General features: G+C 61.8%; 16 protein-coding genes and 1 pseudogene. 6 read left to right on the top strand and 11 right to left on the bottom strand.

Annotation, left to right across the window (positions count from 1 at the left end):
* Positions 1-24 precede the first annotated feature (24 nt).
* The 7 genes and pseudogenes from ACSQ9E_RS08045 to guaB form a co-directional block, all read right to left on the bottom strand.
* A pseudogene (locus ACSQ9E_RS08045) lies at positions 25-948 on the bottom strand (IS30 family transposase).
* A gap of 102 nt (positions 949-1,050) precedes the next feature.
* Entirely contained in the window at positions 1,051-1,902 is an 852-nt protein-coding gene (locus tag ACSQ9E_RS08040; RefSeq protein WP_436217388.1) for a hypothetical protein, read from the bottom strand.
* Positions 1,902-3,608: a hypothetical protein gene (locus tag ACSQ9E_RS08035; protein WP_436217387.1), complete on the bottom strand. Its 1,707-nt coding sequence runs from the start codon at positions 3,606-3,608 to the stop codon at positions 1,902-1,904. Before ACSQ9E_RS08035 ends, ACSQ9E_RS08040 begins: the two co-directional genes overlap by 1 nt.
* Positions 3,609-3,721: 113 nt before the next feature.
* Complete coding sequence (gene guaA, locus ACSQ9E_RS08030) at positions 3,722-5,371, bottom strand: glutamine-hydrolyzing GMP synthase (RefSeq protein ID WP_436217386.1); 1,650 nt, start codon at positions 5,369-5,371, stop codon at positions 3,722-3,724.
* Positions 5,372-5,428: 57 nt separating this feature from the next.
* A complete protein-coding gene (locus tag ACSQ9E_RS08025) occupies positions 5,429-5,863 on the bottom strand; it encodes a type II toxin-antitoxin system VapC family toxin (protein WP_057268806.1) in 435 nt (144 codons plus the stop codon).
* A complete protein-coding gene (locus tag ACSQ9E_RS08020; protein WP_428000207.1) occupies positions 5,860-6,135 on the bottom strand; it encodes a type II toxin-antitoxin system Phd/YefM family antitoxin in 276 nt (91 codons plus the stop codon). Before ACSQ9E_RS08020 ends, ACSQ9E_RS08025 begins: the two co-directional genes overlap by 4 nt.
* A gap of 109 nt (positions 6,136-6,244) precedes the next feature.
* Complete coding sequence (gene guaB, locus ACSQ9E_RS08015; protein ID WP_436178924.1) at positions 6,245-7,720, bottom strand: IMP dehydrogenase; 1,476 nt, start codon at positions 7,718-7,720, stop codon at positions 6,245-6,247.
* Between the two features lie 140 nt (positions 7,721-7,860).
* Between guaB and ACSQ9E_RS08010 the strand changes: the two genes are divergently transcribed.
* Positions 7,861-8,412 carry a DUF4124 domain-containing protein gene (locus tag ACSQ9E_RS08010; protein WP_436217385.1) on the top strand — a complete coding sequence of 184 codons (552 nt, stop codon included), beginning with the start codon at positions 7,861-7,863 and terminating at the stop codon, positions 8,410-8,412.
* 60 nt (positions 8,413-8,472) lie between these two features.
* Here ACSQ9E_RS08010 and ACSQ9E_RS08005 read toward each other — a convergent pair whose 3' ends face one another.
* On the bottom strand, positions 8,473-8,832 hold the full coding sequence (locus ACSQ9E_RS08005; protein WP_436217384.1) for an RnfH family protein: 360 nt from the start codon (positions 8,830-8,832) through the stop codon (positions 8,473-8,475).
* Positions 8,825-9,265: a type II toxin-antitoxin system RatA family toxin gene (locus ACSQ9E_RS08000; protein ID WP_428000205.1), complete on the bottom strand. Its 441-nt coding sequence runs from the start codon at positions 9,263-9,265 to the stop codon at positions 8,825-8,827. The genes ACSQ9E_RS08005 and ACSQ9E_RS08000 overlap by 8 nt, the downstream gene beginning before the upstream one ends.
* Positions 9,266-9,413: 148 nt before the next feature.
* Here ACSQ9E_RS08000 and smpB point away from each other — a divergent pair, with 148 nt between their 5' ends.
* The 5 genes from smpB (at position 9,414) to ACSQ9E_RS07975 (ending at position 12,185) form a co-directional block, all read left to right on the top strand.
* The gene (smpB, locus tag ACSQ9E_RS07995) at positions 9,414-9,887 is read left to right on the top strand and encodes an SsrA-binding protein SmpB (protein WP_057268812.1); all 474 of its coding nucleotides are present in this window, start codon (positions 9,414-9,416) and stop codon (positions 9,885-9,887) included.
* Positions 9,888-10,013: 126 nt separating this feature from the next.
* Positions 10,014-10,382, top strand: coding sequence for a COG4315 family predicted lipoprotein (locus ACSQ9E_RS07990; protein ID WP_436178929.1), 369 nt, complete (start codon positions 10,014-10,016; stop codon positions 10,380-10,382).
* A 21-nt stretch (positions 10,383-10,403) separates the two neighbouring features.
* Positions 10,404-10,976 carry an RNA polymerase sigma factor gene (locus ACSQ9E_RS07985; protein ID WP_436217383.1) on the top strand — a complete coding sequence of 191 codons (573 nt, stop codon included), beginning with the start codon at positions 10,404-10,406 and terminating at the stop codon, positions 10,974-10,976.
* Positions 10,976-11,869: an anti-sigma factor family protein gene (locus tag ACSQ9E_RS07980; RefSeq protein ID WP_436217382.1), complete on the top strand. Its 894-nt coding sequence runs from the start codon at positions 10,976-10,978 to the stop codon at positions 11,867-11,869. Before ACSQ9E_RS07985 ends, ACSQ9E_RS07980 begins: the two co-directional genes overlap by 1 nt.
* A 115-nt stretch (positions 11,870-11,984) precedes the next feature.
* A complete protein-coding gene (locus ACSQ9E_RS07975; RefSeq protein WP_436217381.1) occupies positions 11,985-12,185 on the top strand; it encodes a hypothetical protein in 201 nt (66 codons plus the stop codon).
* 39 nt (positions 12,186-12,224) lie between these two features.
* On the opposite strand, the gene ACSQ9E_RS07970 is transcribed toward ACSQ9E_RS07975, so the two are convergent.
* Both ACSQ9E_RS07970 and ACSQ9E_RS07965 read right to left on the bottom strand, forming a co-directional pair.
* On the bottom strand, positions 12,225-13,349 hold the full coding sequence (locus ACSQ9E_RS07970; protein WP_436217380.1) for an enoyl-CoA hydratase/isomerase family protein: 1,125 nt from the start codon (positions 13,347-13,349) through the stop codon (positions 12,225-12,227).
* Complete coding sequence (locus ACSQ9E_RS07965) at positions 13,346-14,218, bottom strand: DMT family transporter (RefSeq protein WP_436217379.1); 873 nt, start codon at positions 14,216-14,218, stop codon at positions 13,346-13,348. The genes ACSQ9E_RS07970 and ACSQ9E_RS07965 overlap by 4 nt, the downstream gene beginning before the upstream one ends.
* Positions 14,219-14,421: the final 203 nt, after the last annotated feature.

Genomic DNA, 14,421 nt, shown 5'->3' with positions numbered 1-14,421 from the left:
AGGAGCGAAACGCAACCCTGGATTTCAATGAACAAGAATGAGATGCGACAGGTTGTTGATCAGCAACTCGCGGTACAACGCCTCCGATGATCGCCCCCCAGCCCTTTCTGGGACGGTCGTTGATCTAATCGGCTATCGCATCGAGTTGCTCCTGGCTGTAGATGCTCAGGTCGGTCCCCTTGGGCAGGTACTGGCGCACCAGGCCATTCATGTTCTCGTTGGAACCCCTTTTCCAGGGGCTATGCGGGTCGCAGAAGTACACCGCTATGCCGGTTTGCTCGCTGAGCTTCTTGTGCATGCTCATTTCCCTGCCCTGGTCGTACGTCATGCTCAGGCGCATCGGCTGGGCAATGCCCAGCAGCTTGTCCGTGAAGCCCTGCAAGACGTTGGCAGCACTGTCCGACTTGAACTCAGGGAACTTGACCAGTTTGACCAATCGGCTGGTGCGCTCCACCAACGTCCCTACTGCACTGGCATTGCATTCGCCTTTGATCAAGTCGCCTTCCCAGTGCCTGGGGAACTGGCAGTCTTCTATCTCTGGAGGACGCACATGGATGCAGTTGTAGATGGTTTCGTGTCGAACTCGTGGGGGATGCGGTACTCATGGCCTTGGGGATGCAAGAGTGCCAGTGTCAGGGCAATTTGCTCGGGCGACCAGTGAAGCCGCAGCAAATGACCCACCAGGCCCCACAGGATGGAGTCAGCGTGCAGCTTGACTGCGGGCCTGCCAGAGCGCCTGCGCTGCAGGCAAAGGCACTGCGCCTTGACGCTGCCATAGCCAGATAGGTGAGCATTGCGCACCAACTCCCGGCTTATCGTTGCCGGAGAGCGCCGTAGTTGCCTTACGATGGCCCGCACGCTGTAGTTCTGCTGCTTCAGGCTGGCAATGGCGACTCGGTCTTCGGGCTGCAGTTGGCTGTAGTGGCTGGAGCGGGAGGGGTTGTGCATCTGCAGACCTTATAGGTTGGCAGGTGTTGCACTTAAGATTTTAATCCGCCGGGAATAAAAATGAAATTTTTTAGCCCCATTAAATTGGTTTCAGAATTAATACTAAGGAGATAGTATTTCACGGCGGCACTGAGCGGCCGAAAGTGGTTTTACCAAAAGGCCGGCTGCATCATCGCGTGCACTTCGAAAATGACGCCATAGTTGATTAAATTTTTCTCTGCGCAATGCATCGTTCCATCCATTGATAGCACCAGGCCATTTATCGCGCCAGCGCTCAGCAAAGCGCCTGAAAAGATCGGTGTTTATTGAACATACCAATGCAGTGCACATCAAGGATGCCTCTTGAAATCTTTCAAAATTAATATCAACCTTCATCGAAGATTTATTTTTTAAAATTTGTAATTTGAGTGCATTTTTTCCAGAAACCAATCCACCCGAATGAACTATCGCATGCCGCAACTCACATAAAACATCGAAATTTTGCAACAGTGGGTATGGATCAGATTTTTCATCAATCTTTATATCAAAATATCTATTAATGGTATCAATTATATTATCAGCACTCGCAAATGAAAAATGTTCAAAGGCGCCACGTTCCAAGCTACCAATTCGATGCCAAATTGCAGACCCGAGTTTCATATCGCGAGCAGAAGCTTTCACCTGTGACAACGGGCATATCAACAGCAACCCTGAAAACATACTTCTAAAATAATTCTCCGTATGAGAAGCTAATGCAGCAACAAGGAAAATCGAAAGTTCTGGACAGTTAGCAAAAAAATCCGGTGATCCTCGTTGATTAAGTCGCTCAGTTTCTTTGAAAAATATATCTATAGGAGATAATTCTTCATATTGAAGAATTGATACGTATCTAAAATATTCAGGCGTCGCGACTGATGCACCTGGCCGACAGACACTTTTATGCCAATCGGTGACAGCTTTAGGATGTGGCTTCATTACTCAACAAACTCCTCTGCGTAACGAGAAATTCTTGTAGCCCAAAAAGGCCCAATCATTCTCACTCTGAGTAGTTCACTATGATTTTTATCAAGAAGGACATCCTTCACCGTTTTAATACTACTTTGAGATTTAATCGTTGTAACGCGATTTTGCGTAAGGGGAAGAACCGCAATATCTTGATTTACGGCCGTTTCAAAGGTAGAGCTTACGGAAAGTTCAGCACCACAATTTAGACAAAATTTCGCACTTGGCGTTATCCGTTCCGTTTGACAACGCGCACAAGGGGGCAACATTAAGGGAAGAGCGCCAGAAATATCCTGAGTGCCAAGCAGTTTCGTCGGGGTTATACGAGCGAATGCATGTGGATCCCTGTGCGAAAGGGACTCAACGACCTCATTCAAACCTGCTGATCGCTTGCCAACAATTGCGTTCGCGTCAATAAGCAACGCATAGTGAATATCAATCACCCAAAATGTACCAATTTGACCGCGTTTTGCATCTCCACGGGGACGCACCAACCCCCCATATTGAAGAAAAGCCACTAAAGTTCTTAGTTCCGCTGGAATTGGATGTTGAAGTGCAATAGTGCTTGTATGCGACCTAGTCGTTAAAGCATTAAACTCTTTTATTACCCCAGTACCCCTAATCAGCAGCAACTCTCCTGCATCAATAAATCGAGAGTAAATTGGCAATTTCTTCTTCAACGATTTAAATATCTGAAGACTTAGCACGCCGCAAGTAGCTACCGCTCTTTGAATTGCCGTTCTAGATATAGCTGATCTTCTATCTTTCGAAGACGATCCCTCCAAAACATCTCGAACCATATTGAGAAGATTCCGAGGCACACCAAATGCCGCAAGTGCCAAGGCCCTAAAAGCATCGGCATCAGATTCAAATCTTTCAAATGAAGCAGCAGGGAGACGACGGCGCAACAAAGAATCCATGAATGTAAAATAATTCCCATCCGATGGATCAAGCCAAACATCAATTTCTTCAGCGTCGTGCCCTAGGTGGAATGACGCGGAAAAATCGGTCACGCCGGGATAGATCGCAGCTTTCGGGGAAATCCAAGACGATTTAATATCACGAAAAAAATCAAAAAAATCTCGCTGCTGCTCCGATGAAAATGCATGAGCAGCATCGTCAAACAATAGTACCGCTCTACGTCGACCTGTCCCGTTAAGAACCGACTTAACAATGCCACTCAGATCAGCCACAGTGAGTGCCTGTGGAATTAACTCAGAGGCCGACTCAATAGATCCTGCTTGCAATGCATCAATGCAGCGCAAAATTGCGTCTTTACCTCCTGGCGACACACTGGCCCATGGGAAACTTGCCCCCAGATTTTCAGCAGATTCAGCTATGCCAATGAGCGTCCGCAGTAGCAGCCATTGTCGAAACCAAAAAGTTGCATTTGCTGAACCCCGATATAACGGCTCAAGCCGGAGGGATGTCTTGAAGTTAACATAGGCTGGCATAACATCTGATGTCCCCTTCATCATCTGATTACGCGCGCGTAACATTAGAGTCGTTTTTCCAGTCCCGCGCGGACCGGTCAGTACTTTAGCGCCGCTAGCCTTCAGTTTACGAAGAATTTCATCTTCGCGAGGATGATGTACAAGCCATTGGGAAAACTGATCATCATCAAGATACTCAGCTTGTTCAACGAAAGCACTTTCGTTCGGGTTGGGGCCGGTTGACATAGTCTAAGCGCTCAGCGCGACCTCTTTTGCTTTATAGGTTGTTAAACTTTTAAGTGTACTTGTAGTCGGTGCTAAAGCTACTGCCAGCGCCCCAATTTTGAAAAGTCTTGGAATTACTCCCACTCAATCGTCGCAGGCGGCTTGCTGCTCACGTCGTACGTCACGCGGTTGATCCCCCGCACCTCGTTGATGATGCGCCCCGACACCTTCTTGAGCAGGGCGTAGGGCAGCTCAGCCCAGTCGGCGGTCATGAAGTCGCTGGTCTGCACGGCGCGCAGGGCCACGACGTAGTCGTACGTGCGGCCATCGCCCATCACGCCCACGCTCTTGACCGGCAGGAAGACGGTGAAGGCCTGGCTGGTGAGGTCGTACCAGTTCTTGCCGGTGGCTTCGTCCACGTGGTTGCGCAGCTCTTCGATAAAGATGGCGTCGGCGCGGCGCAGCAGGTCGGCGTACTCTTTCTTCACCTCACCCAGAATGCGCACGCCCAGGCCGGGGCCGGGGAAGGGGTGGCGGTAGACCATTTCGGGCGGCAGGCCCAGGGCCACGCCGAGTTCCCGCACTTCGTCCTTGAACAGGTCGCGCAGGGGCTCCAGGAGTTTGAGGCCCAACTGCTCGGGCAGGCCGCCCACGTTGTGGTGGCTCTTGATGGTGACGGCCTTCTTGCTCTTGGCGCCGCCGGATTCGATGACGTCGGGGTAGATGGTGCCCTGGGCCAGGAAGGTGGCGCCTTTGACGGCCGGTCGGCCGTCAACTCCTGCCTTGCCGCCTTCGCCGGCAGCCTTCAGTTTGGCGGCCTCGGCCTTGAACACGTCGACGAACAGGCCGCCGATGATCTTGCGCTTGGCTTCGGGCTCGCTCACGCCGGCCAGCTTGCCCAGGAACATGTCGCTGGCGTCCACGCGGATGACCTTGGCCTGCAGCTTGCCGACGAACATGTCCATGACCATGTCACCTTCGTTCAGGCGCAGCAGGCCGTGGTCGACGAAGACGCAGGTGAGCTGGTCGCCGATGGCGCGGTGGATCAGCGCGGCGGCCACGGACGAATCGACGCCGCCCGACAGGCCGAGGATCACTTCTTCGTTGCCCACCTGCTGGCGGATGAGTTCCACGGCTTCGGCGATGTGGTCGCGCATGACCCAATCGGGGCTGGTGCCGCAGATGCCGAGCACGAAGCGGTCGAGCAGCGCCCTGCCCTGCACGGTGTGCGTGACTTCGGGGTGGAACTGCAGGGCGTAGAAGCGGCGCTCTTCGTCGGCCATGCCGGCGATGGGGCAGCTGTCGGTGCTGGCCATGAGCTTGAAGCCTGGGGGCAGCTCGGTGACCTTGTCGCCATGGCTCATCCACACATTGAGCATGCCGTGGCCTTCGGGGGTGGTGAAGTCGGCAATGTCCTTGAGCAGTGCGGTGTGGCCGCGTGCGCGCACGGCGGCAAAGCCGAACTCGCGCTTGTGGCCGCCCTCGACCTTGCCGCCCAATTGGTGCGCCATGGTCTGCATGCCGTAGCAGATGCCGAGCACGGGCAGGCCGAGCTGGAACACGGCTTCGGGCGCCTTGTCGGTGGTGTCTTCGTACACGCTGGCGTGGCTGCCGGAGAGGATGATGCCCTTGAGCGAGCCGTCCTTGGCGTAGTCACGCACCCACTCGTCCGTCACGTCGCAGGGGTGCACTTCGCAGTACACGTTGGCTTCGCGCACGCGGCGGGCGATGAGCTGGGTGACTTGCGAGCCGAAATCGAGGATGAGGATTTTCTGGTGTTGCATGGCGGTGGGTGGCGTCGAGGGGATGAAAAAGAAAACGGGGCTGATCGAGGGGTGCGGTCAGAGGGTGGACAGGTCCAGCAGTTGCACACCACTGCGCTTTGCGGCGGCGGCCTGCGCGGCGTCGAACGTGGCCAGGGGCAGGCGCAGGGAGCGGGCCAGCCACAGGTAGGCGGCGTCGAAGGTGGGCAGGCCGGTGTCGAGCGCCACGTCGAGCACGGCCTTGTGCTGGGCGGGGGCCAGTTCGTGCAGCTCCACACGGTGGCGGATGGCTTCAAGCACGCCCCACAGGCCTTCAACCGATGCGGGCGGGATGCGGCCGCTGTGCACGCCGCTGCTGATGAGGTTGCTGCACTCCCACTGCCAGAGGTTGGGGGCCTGGGGCTCGACCTCGTCGCGGCGGATCAGGGTGTACAGGCGGCGCGTGTGCTCGCTGGCCGCATCGGGCAGCAGCCAGGCGGCGGTGACGGAGGCGTCGAGGACGAAGGCGGTCATGCTGCTGCGGCCCTGCCCTTGCGGCGTAAGGTGTCGGGGGCGGCGGTGGTGGTGGCGGCCTCGCCTGCGGGGCGGATGCTGGCGTGCAGCGCATCCATCTGGCCCAGCTCGCGGGCGATCTGCTCGTCGGTGATGACGGGGCGGCGGCGCACGGGCAGCAGGCGCACCACCTCTTTGCCGTGGCGGGTGATGCGCACTTCTTCGCCCTGCTCGACCAGCTCGATCAGGGCGGAGAACCTGCTCTTGGCTTCGTAGATACCGACGGACTGCATGGATGCGCGGACCCCCAAAAGAAAAAGTCTGGCCTGAATGGTTAATTCAGACCAGACTATATCATTCTGACCAGATATTTTCAATCAGGCCAGATTGCATCCACAACGGTCATTCAGCGCGGTAGTTCGGCGCTTCCTTGGTGATCTGCACGTCGTGCACGTGGCTTTCGCGGATACCGGCGGTGGTGATCTCGACGAACTCGGCCTTGTTGTTCATGTCGTCGATGGTGGCGCAACCGCAGTAGCCCATGGCGGCGCGCACGCCACCGGCCATCTGGAAGACGATGGAGACCATGGAGCCCTTGTAGGGCACGCGGCCTTCGATGCCTTCGGGCACGAGCTTGTCGGCGTTGGGGTTGCCGGTGGTGGACTCTTGAAAGTAGCGGTCGGCGCTGCCCTGCTGCATGGCGCCGATGCTGCCCATGCCGCGGTAGCTCTTGTAGCTGCGGCCCTGGAACAGGATGACTTCGCCGGGCGCCTCTTCTGTGCCTGCGAACATGCCGCCCATCATGATGGTGCTGGCGCCTGCGGCAAGGGCCTTGGCGATGTCGCCGCTGTAGCGCACGCCGCCGTCAGCGATCAGCGGCACGCCGGTGCCCTTGAGGGCGGTGGCCACGCTGTCGATGGCCATGATCTGGGGCACGCCCACACCGGCGACGATGCGCGTGGTGCAGATGGAGCCCGGGCCGATACCGACCTTGACCGCATCGGCACCGGCCTCGACCAGTGCCAGGGCGGCTGCGCCGGTGGCGATGTTGCCGCCGATCACATCGATCTGCGGGTAGTTCTGCTTGACCCAGCGCACGCGCTCGATCACGCCGCGGCTGTGGCCGTGGGCGGTGTCGACCACGATGGCGTCGACACCGGCACGCACCAGCGCTTCGACGCGCTCTTCGGTGCCCTCGCCCACACCCACTGCCGCGCCCACGCGCAGGCGGCCGGCGCTGTCGCGCGCGGCGTTGGGGAAGCTGGTCTGCTTGGTGATGTCCTTGACGGTGATCACGCCCTTGAGCTCGAAGTCGTCGTTGACGACCAGGATGCGCTCGAGCTTGTACTTGTTGAGCAGCGCCTTGGCTTCGGCAGGCGTGGTGCCTTCCTTTTCGTTGACGGTGACCAGCTTTTCGCGCGGGGTCATGATCTGGTGGACCTTGACGTCGTAGCGCGTTTCAAAGCGCAGGTCGCGCCCGGTGACGATACCCACCACCTTGCCGCCGTCGCACACGGGGAAGCCGGAGATGCCCAGTTGCTCGGACAACTGCAGCACCTGCAGCACGGTGTGCTCGGGGGTGATGACCACGGGGTCGCGCAGCACGCCGGATTCGTAGCGCTTGACCTTGGCCACCTGGGCGGCCTGCTCTTGCGCCGTGAGGTTCTTGTGCACGATGCCGATGCCGCCCTCCTGGGCAATGGCAATGGCCAGGCGTGCTTCGGTCACGGTGTCCATGGCGGCGGACACGAGAGGCAGGTTCAGCTGGATGTTACGGGAGAGTTTCGTCGCGAGGGACGTGTCCTTGGGCAGGACCTGGGAGTACGCTGGCACCAGCAACACATCGTCGAAGGTGAGCGCTTTTCCAAGAAGGCGCATGAGAAGGCTCCAAAAGACGGATTGTACCCGCCTGCGCAACGCGCTGCAGGGCGCCACACCCGCCCGTGCGGCGTTGCAGCATGCCCCACCCCTCCCGCCCGCACTGGCGGCAGACTTGTTGCACGGCTAAACTTGGCTGCATGAAATTGCACAAGATTGTTTTACTGGCCGTCGCCTGCACTTGGGCCCTGGGTGCTGCCGCGCAATGGCAGTGGATCGACAAGGACGGCCGCAAGGTCTTCAGTGACCGCCCCCCACCACAGGACATTCCGGAAAAGAACATGCTCAAGCAGCCGGGCTTTGGCGGCCCGCGCGTGACCACGCCAGCCGCCGGTGCACCTGCCGCTGCAGCCGCACCGGCACCGGCCGGCGCAGCTACCGCAGCCTCTGGCGCCGCCGCAGCCCCTGCGGCACCGGCCAGTGCCGCCAGCGGAAAGGACAAGGAGTTGGAGAAGCGCAAGGCCGAAGCCGAAGCCGCCGAAGCCGCCAAGAAGAAGGCCGAGGACGACAAGGTCGCCAAGGCCAAGGCAGAAAACTGCACCAAAGCACGCGATGCCAAGGCCCTGATGGACTCGGGTACGCCCCTGCGGCAGACCACGGCCCAGGGTGAGCGCGTGTTCCTCGACGAGGCCCAGCGCGCGGCCGAGACCAAGCGCATCAACGCGGTGATCGCCTCCGACTGCAAGCGCTGAGCCCGCCAAAAGCCCATTCGTGGCAAAAAAACGGCGCCTTGGGCGCCGTTTTTGTTTCATTTAGTATCCTGATTTACCGCCCGGCCGCTGCCGGGCAAACAGGCCGGTGGCGCGTGCACCCTGGCGCGCAAAGCGCTCGCGGCGTGCCACCTTGGGGTCGACCTTGAGGCCCCGGTACAGCTCCACCCGGTCCTGGTCCTTGAGCACGGTGGTCTCGGGCTGCACACGGCCCCAGATGCCGCACACCATGCCCTCGCGCTGCGCGGCCATGGGCCCGGCGGCCTGCAGGGCGTCGGCCAGGGTGCTGCCGGGGGGCAACTGCACCGTGCATTCGCTTACCTGCCGGGGCGCCGGCGAGACCACCACGGTGATCTGCAGGGCTGCCGCAGCCGCCGGTGCGGCACCTGTGCCATCAGCCATACACCTGCTCCGCGCGCTTCACGAAGGCGTCGACCATGCTGCCCGCGATGCGGTCGAACACGGGGCCCACCAGGGCGGCCAGGGCGGCGTTGTCAAAGCCGTAGTTCAGGCCCAGCTCGACCTTGCAGGCGCGCTGGCTGCCGTCGCCCACCGGGTGAAAGTGCCAATCGCCGTCGAGTTGCGAGAACGGGCCCTTGACCAGGCGCATCTGCACGCGCCGGCCGGCCTCGTGCGTGTTGCGGGTGACAAAGGCCTTGTGGATGCCGCCAAAGGCAATGCCCACCTCGGCCGTCATGCCCTCTTCCGACTGCTCCAGCACCGTGGCACTGTCGCACCAGGGCAGGAACTCGGGGTATTTTTCGACCCCGGTGACCAGGGCGAACATTTCTTCGGGGCTGTACCAGATGAGGACGGACTTGTTGACGGTTTTCATGCAGGAGAAGGGCTTTGGCCACGATCGTCGCCACATGCGGTGGCATGGGCCAAAGAAGATCGAGGACACGCCCTAAAATGACAGGTGCGAGACACAAGCATTGTAGGGAGGCCTTTTATCTCCTCGTTTGCGCCTCAATTAATAACTCATGGCCAAGAAACCCGATCCAACCGCCCGCATTGCCGATAACAAGAAGGCGGCCTACAACTATTTCTTCGAAGAACGCCACGAGGCAGGCATGGTCCTGTACGGCTGGGAAGTGAAGGCGCTGCGCGAAGGCAAGGTGCAGCTGACCGACGGCTACGTGCTGATCCGCGATGGCGAGCTGTTCTTGCTGGGCTGCCAGATCAACCCGCTCAAGACCGCTTCGACCCACGTGAGCCCCGATGCCATACGCACCAAGAAGCTGCTGCTCAAGAAGGATGACATCAAGCACCTGATCATCAAGGTGGAGCAAAAGGGCTACACGCTGGTGCCGCTGAACCTGCACTGGAAGAACGGCTACGTGAAGTGCGAGGTCGCCCTGGCCAAGGGCAAGGCCGAGCACGACAAGCGCGACACCATCAAGGACCGCGAAGGCAAGCGCGAGGTGGAACGTGCGATGAAAAGTCGCAACCGCTGACGACTGGCGGGCAGGCTCAACTTTTTTTCATGCGCGGTGGAATAAACCACTGCGCCCAGGTGTTTGTGGAGGTGCAAGGCGGCATTTGCCGGTGCCTGCAACCCCCTTCTTCCACTTGGAGAAACCATGAAAAAGACCCTGTTGTCCATCGCCGCGTTCGTTGCCATTGCCGGCTGCTCCACCATGGCCGCCGATGGCCCCGTGAAAACCATGGACGGCGTGCTCGTGGGTGCCGGCGGCATGACGCTGTATACCTTCGACCGCGACACCGCCGGCAGCGGCAAGTCGGTGTGCAATGGCCCCTGCGCCACCAACTGGCCGCCGCTGATGGCCGACAAGGCACCCGGCAGCGACTACAGCGTGGTCACCCGTGACGACGGCAAGATGCAACTGGCCTACAAGGGCAAGCCGCTTTACTACTGGGCCAAGGATGCCAAGCCCGGTGACAAGACGGGCGACGGCGTGAACCAGGTGTGGCGCACGGCACGCCCCTGATCGATCCCCCCTCCCTTTGGCATGAACCGCACCCAGGCCGTAGAGCAGTTGCCCGCACTGCGCCGATATGCGCGCGTGCTGACGGGCGATGCCTGGGCGGCCGACGACCTGGTGCAGGACACGCTGGAGCGGGCCTGCAGCAAATGGCTGCTGTGGCGCACGGGCAGCGACCTGCGCGCCTGGCTGTTCACGCTGATGCACAACCTGTACCTCAACCAGCTGCGCACCCAGCCGCCGCAGCCCCATCTGGACCTGGATGACCTGCACGACAGCCTGCAGGGTAGCGCCGGCATGGGCGATGATGCGCTGGACCTGGAGCGCTGCCTGCAGCGCCTGCCGCCCGAGCAGCGCGCCGTGCTGCTGCTGGTGACGCTGGAGGACATGGACTATGGCGACACGGCGCGCATTCTGGGCATCCCCGTGGGCACGGTGATGTCGCGCCTGTCGCGTGCGCGCAGCCGCCTGCGCCTGCTGATGGAGCGTGCGCCTGCCGCCTCGGCCAGCCCCACCACAGCGCCCCTGGCAGCCACCGAGAATCACCCGGACCACGGTGCACCCGCCGGCCAGCCAACCACCTTGCGCCGCCTCAAATGATGAAGCCCGAGCGCCAGCCCGCCATGGACAAGCACCACCACCCTGCCCCACCCACCGACGACGAAGCCGCATGGCATGCGCTGGCGGATGGCCGCCTGTCGCCTGCGGATGAAACCGCCCTGCGCCACCGGCTTGAAGGCCAGGCCGGCGCCGAAGAGACCCTGACGCACTGGCAGCAGCAACGCCAGCAACTGCGCGCCCTGCACCAGGGCATGCTGGCCGAGCCCGTGCCCGAGGCCCTGGTGGCCGCCGCACTGCGCACGTCGGCCCGCAGGGAGCGGCAGGACCAATGGTGGCGCTGGGGCGGCATGGCGGCGTCGGTGCTGCTGGCATTTGCCCTGGGCTGGACCGGGCGCAGCCTGTGGCCCGCCACGGGCCGCACCGACAGCCAGGCCCTGGTGCTGGCCGCCACCGGGCAGCGCTTTGCCCAGCAGGCTGCCGTGGCGCATGCCGTGTACCAGCCCGAGGTGCGCCACCCCGTCGAGGTGCCTGCCGCGCAGCAGGAGCACCTGGTGCAGTGGCTCTCCAAGCGGCTGGGTCGCCCGCTCAAGCTGCCCGTGCTGGCCGATGAGGGCTACGAACTGGTGGGTGGCCGCCTGCTGCCCGGTGATGCGGGCGCACGCGCGCAGTTCATGTACCAGAACACCAAGGGCGAGCGCATCACCCTGTACCTGGGCGCCATCGCGCGGCCCGGCACCCCGGCAACCCCCGTTGCTGCCAAGCCCGGTGCGCCAGCACCGCCCAGCGCGGCAGAGACCGCCTTCCAGTTCACCAGCGATGGCCCCGTGCCCGGGTTCTACTGGGCCGATCAGGGCTTTGGCTATGCCCTGAGCGGCCAGTTGTCGCGCCAGGAGTTGCTTACCCTGGCAGCGGCGGTGCACCGGCAGCTGTAGCGACCCATCCGCAGATCGGCCGATCTGGCACGGCTTTGCCCTGGTTTATCCAAGACCAGCAGGCACGGATTCCCATCAGACTGTTGCGCTAGGAACACCGATGGATCGATTCGCCATGACGACAGCACACAGCACCCGTTCTTCGGCCTCCACGCTGGAGCGCGCCGCCAGCCCATCGGGCAGTGAGCAGGTGCGGGCAGCCGACACACAGGCGGCACGTGCGCCTGCGCATACCGGGCTGACCAACGAAAAACTCGAGTCGATGCTGCTGCGCATGCACGCGCAGGCGCCAAAGGCCGTCGCAGCAGGGGCCTGACGGGAACCCGCTGACGAGGTCAGCGGGCCGCGTTCTGGGTCACACCAAGGCTGCCAATGGATGCGAGTGCGCGGGCCAGGGGCTGGCGAAGAACGGTGCCACCATTGCGGGGGTGACGTCTTCGATGCGTGCGGGGTTCCACTTCGGCGCATGGTCCTTGTCCACGGCCAGGGCGCGGATGCCCTCCACCGTTTCGCTCTGGCCGGGGCGCAGGTAAAAGCAGTGGCGCACCATGTCGCGCTCCATGCGCAGGTCGTCGGCCAGGCCCATGCCGCGCGCACGGCGGATCTGTTCAAGCACCACGTGCAGCATCAGCGGCGAGCGCTTGCGCAGAGTGGCAACGGTGGCGCGTGCCCAGTCGGAATCGGCGGCTTCGAGGGCGCGCACGATCTCGCCCACAGTGGGCAGCGCGAAGTAGGCGTCCGCCTGCGCCAGTTCTACCGCAACCGCCTGGCTCTTCGGCAGCAGGCGCGCAACGACGAAGGCCTTGACAGCCTCTGCATCGGCAAACTGCTGCGTGCCCAGGGCCTCCCACACGGGGGCCTGCTGGTCCACCGGGATGCAGCCATCGGCCAGGTTGCAGGCCACGGCCGCATCGGCGCCGATGGTGTCACCGGTGAGCGCCAGCCATTCGCCCGCGCTGCCGGGGCAGCGCGCCAGGAAGTAGCCACCACCCACGTCGGGGAACAGGCCGATGGCCGTCTCGGGCATGGCCATCTTCGTGCGCTCGGTCACCACGCGCAGCGCGGCGCCCTGGCTGATGCCCATGCCCCCGCCCATGACGATGCCGTCCATGAAGGCGATGTAGGGCTTGGCGTAGTTGTGGATCAGGTGGTTGAGGGCGTATTCCTCGGTGAAGAAGTCCTCGAGCTGCGGGTTGCCCTGGCTGCCGGCCTGGTGCAAAAAGCGGATGTCGCCACCGGCGCAGAAGGCGCCGAAGGGGCCTTCCTTGTTGCTGCCGCGGATGGCCACAGCCAGCACTGCATCGTCGTGCTGCCACGCGAGCAGGATGGCCATGAGGTCGCGCACCATGCCCAGCGACAGCGCATTGAGCGCGCGCGGGCGGTTCAGCGTGATGAAGCCCACCTGGCCGCGCACTTCGCTCAGCACTTCGGCAGCGGCAGCAGCCGCCGTATTGGTTGCAGTCCTAGTCGTCTCCGTCATTGTTGTTCCTTGAAAGCCAGTAATTCGTTGAAAACCAGCGCGCCGATCACCAGCGCGCCACCCGTCAGCACGGCGGCGGCGGGCTCTTCGCCCGCACCCAGCCATGCCAGCAAAATACCAAAGATCACTTCGAGCAGGCTCAGCAGCGCCAGTTCGGGGGCCTTGAGCACCTGTCCGCAGCGCACTGCCAGCACGCAGGGGATGGCCAATTGCACCACGCCCAGCAGGGCCAGCAGCCCAAGGTCATGCGCCGAGGCCTGGAACGGCAGCGCCAGGGGCAGCGTGGTCAGCACCGATATGACCGCCCCCACCAGCACGGCGGGCGCCAGGTCCACCGCATGGCCGTGGCGCTGCGCGTGCTGCACCACCGTCCAGTTGATGGCAGCGGCGACGGGCACGCACAAGGCCACCAGCGTGCCCACCACGGGCAGCCCGGCCATTTGCGAGCCGTACATCCAGGCGATGCCCAAGCCTGCCACACCGATGGCAGCCCAGGTGCGCGGGGCGATGCGGTGGCCGATGAACAAGCGCGCGAACAGCGCGGTGAGCAGGGGCCCTGCCGCCATGGTGACCAGTACATTGGCCACCGGCATGAGCAAAATGGCCACCATGAAGGCGGTGAACATCACGCTCCAGCACAGGCCCGAGATCCACAGCGCCCGCCCGCTTTGGCGCATGGAGGCGAACACAGCACGCCCCTGCAGCGCAGGCAGTATGACCAGCAGCGCAGCCAGCGTGAACAGGCTGCGCCAGAAGGTCACCTCGAAGCTGCGCGCCTGCTCCAGGTGGCGCGTGACCACACCGGCGATGGACCACATCAGGGTCACGGCCACCATCAGGGCCACGGCCTTTGAGTGGGTGAGCTTCATCGGGGCACCGCCATCGTCTGCATCTCTCGTCCATAACCAGCCCCATGCAACCCGCCCGCCCCGGAGGACTGGGCGCAGCGACGGCGCCGAAAGAGTTCTTTTAACCGCTCTTGACGACAAAAGGGCCACAGCATGGTGACTGTGGCCCTTTGGCAAGCCTTTCAGCCTGGTGTCGTCATTCCCCTCTCCAGCAAGGAGAGGGA

This window comes from Acidovorax sp. LjRoot118, assembly GCF_964253575.1.
Classification (GTDB): Bacteria; Pseudomonadota; Gammaproteobacteria; order Burkholderiales; family Burkholderiaceae_C; genus Acidovorax.
This window is presented reverse-complemented; position numbering and strand designations above follow the sequence as displayed.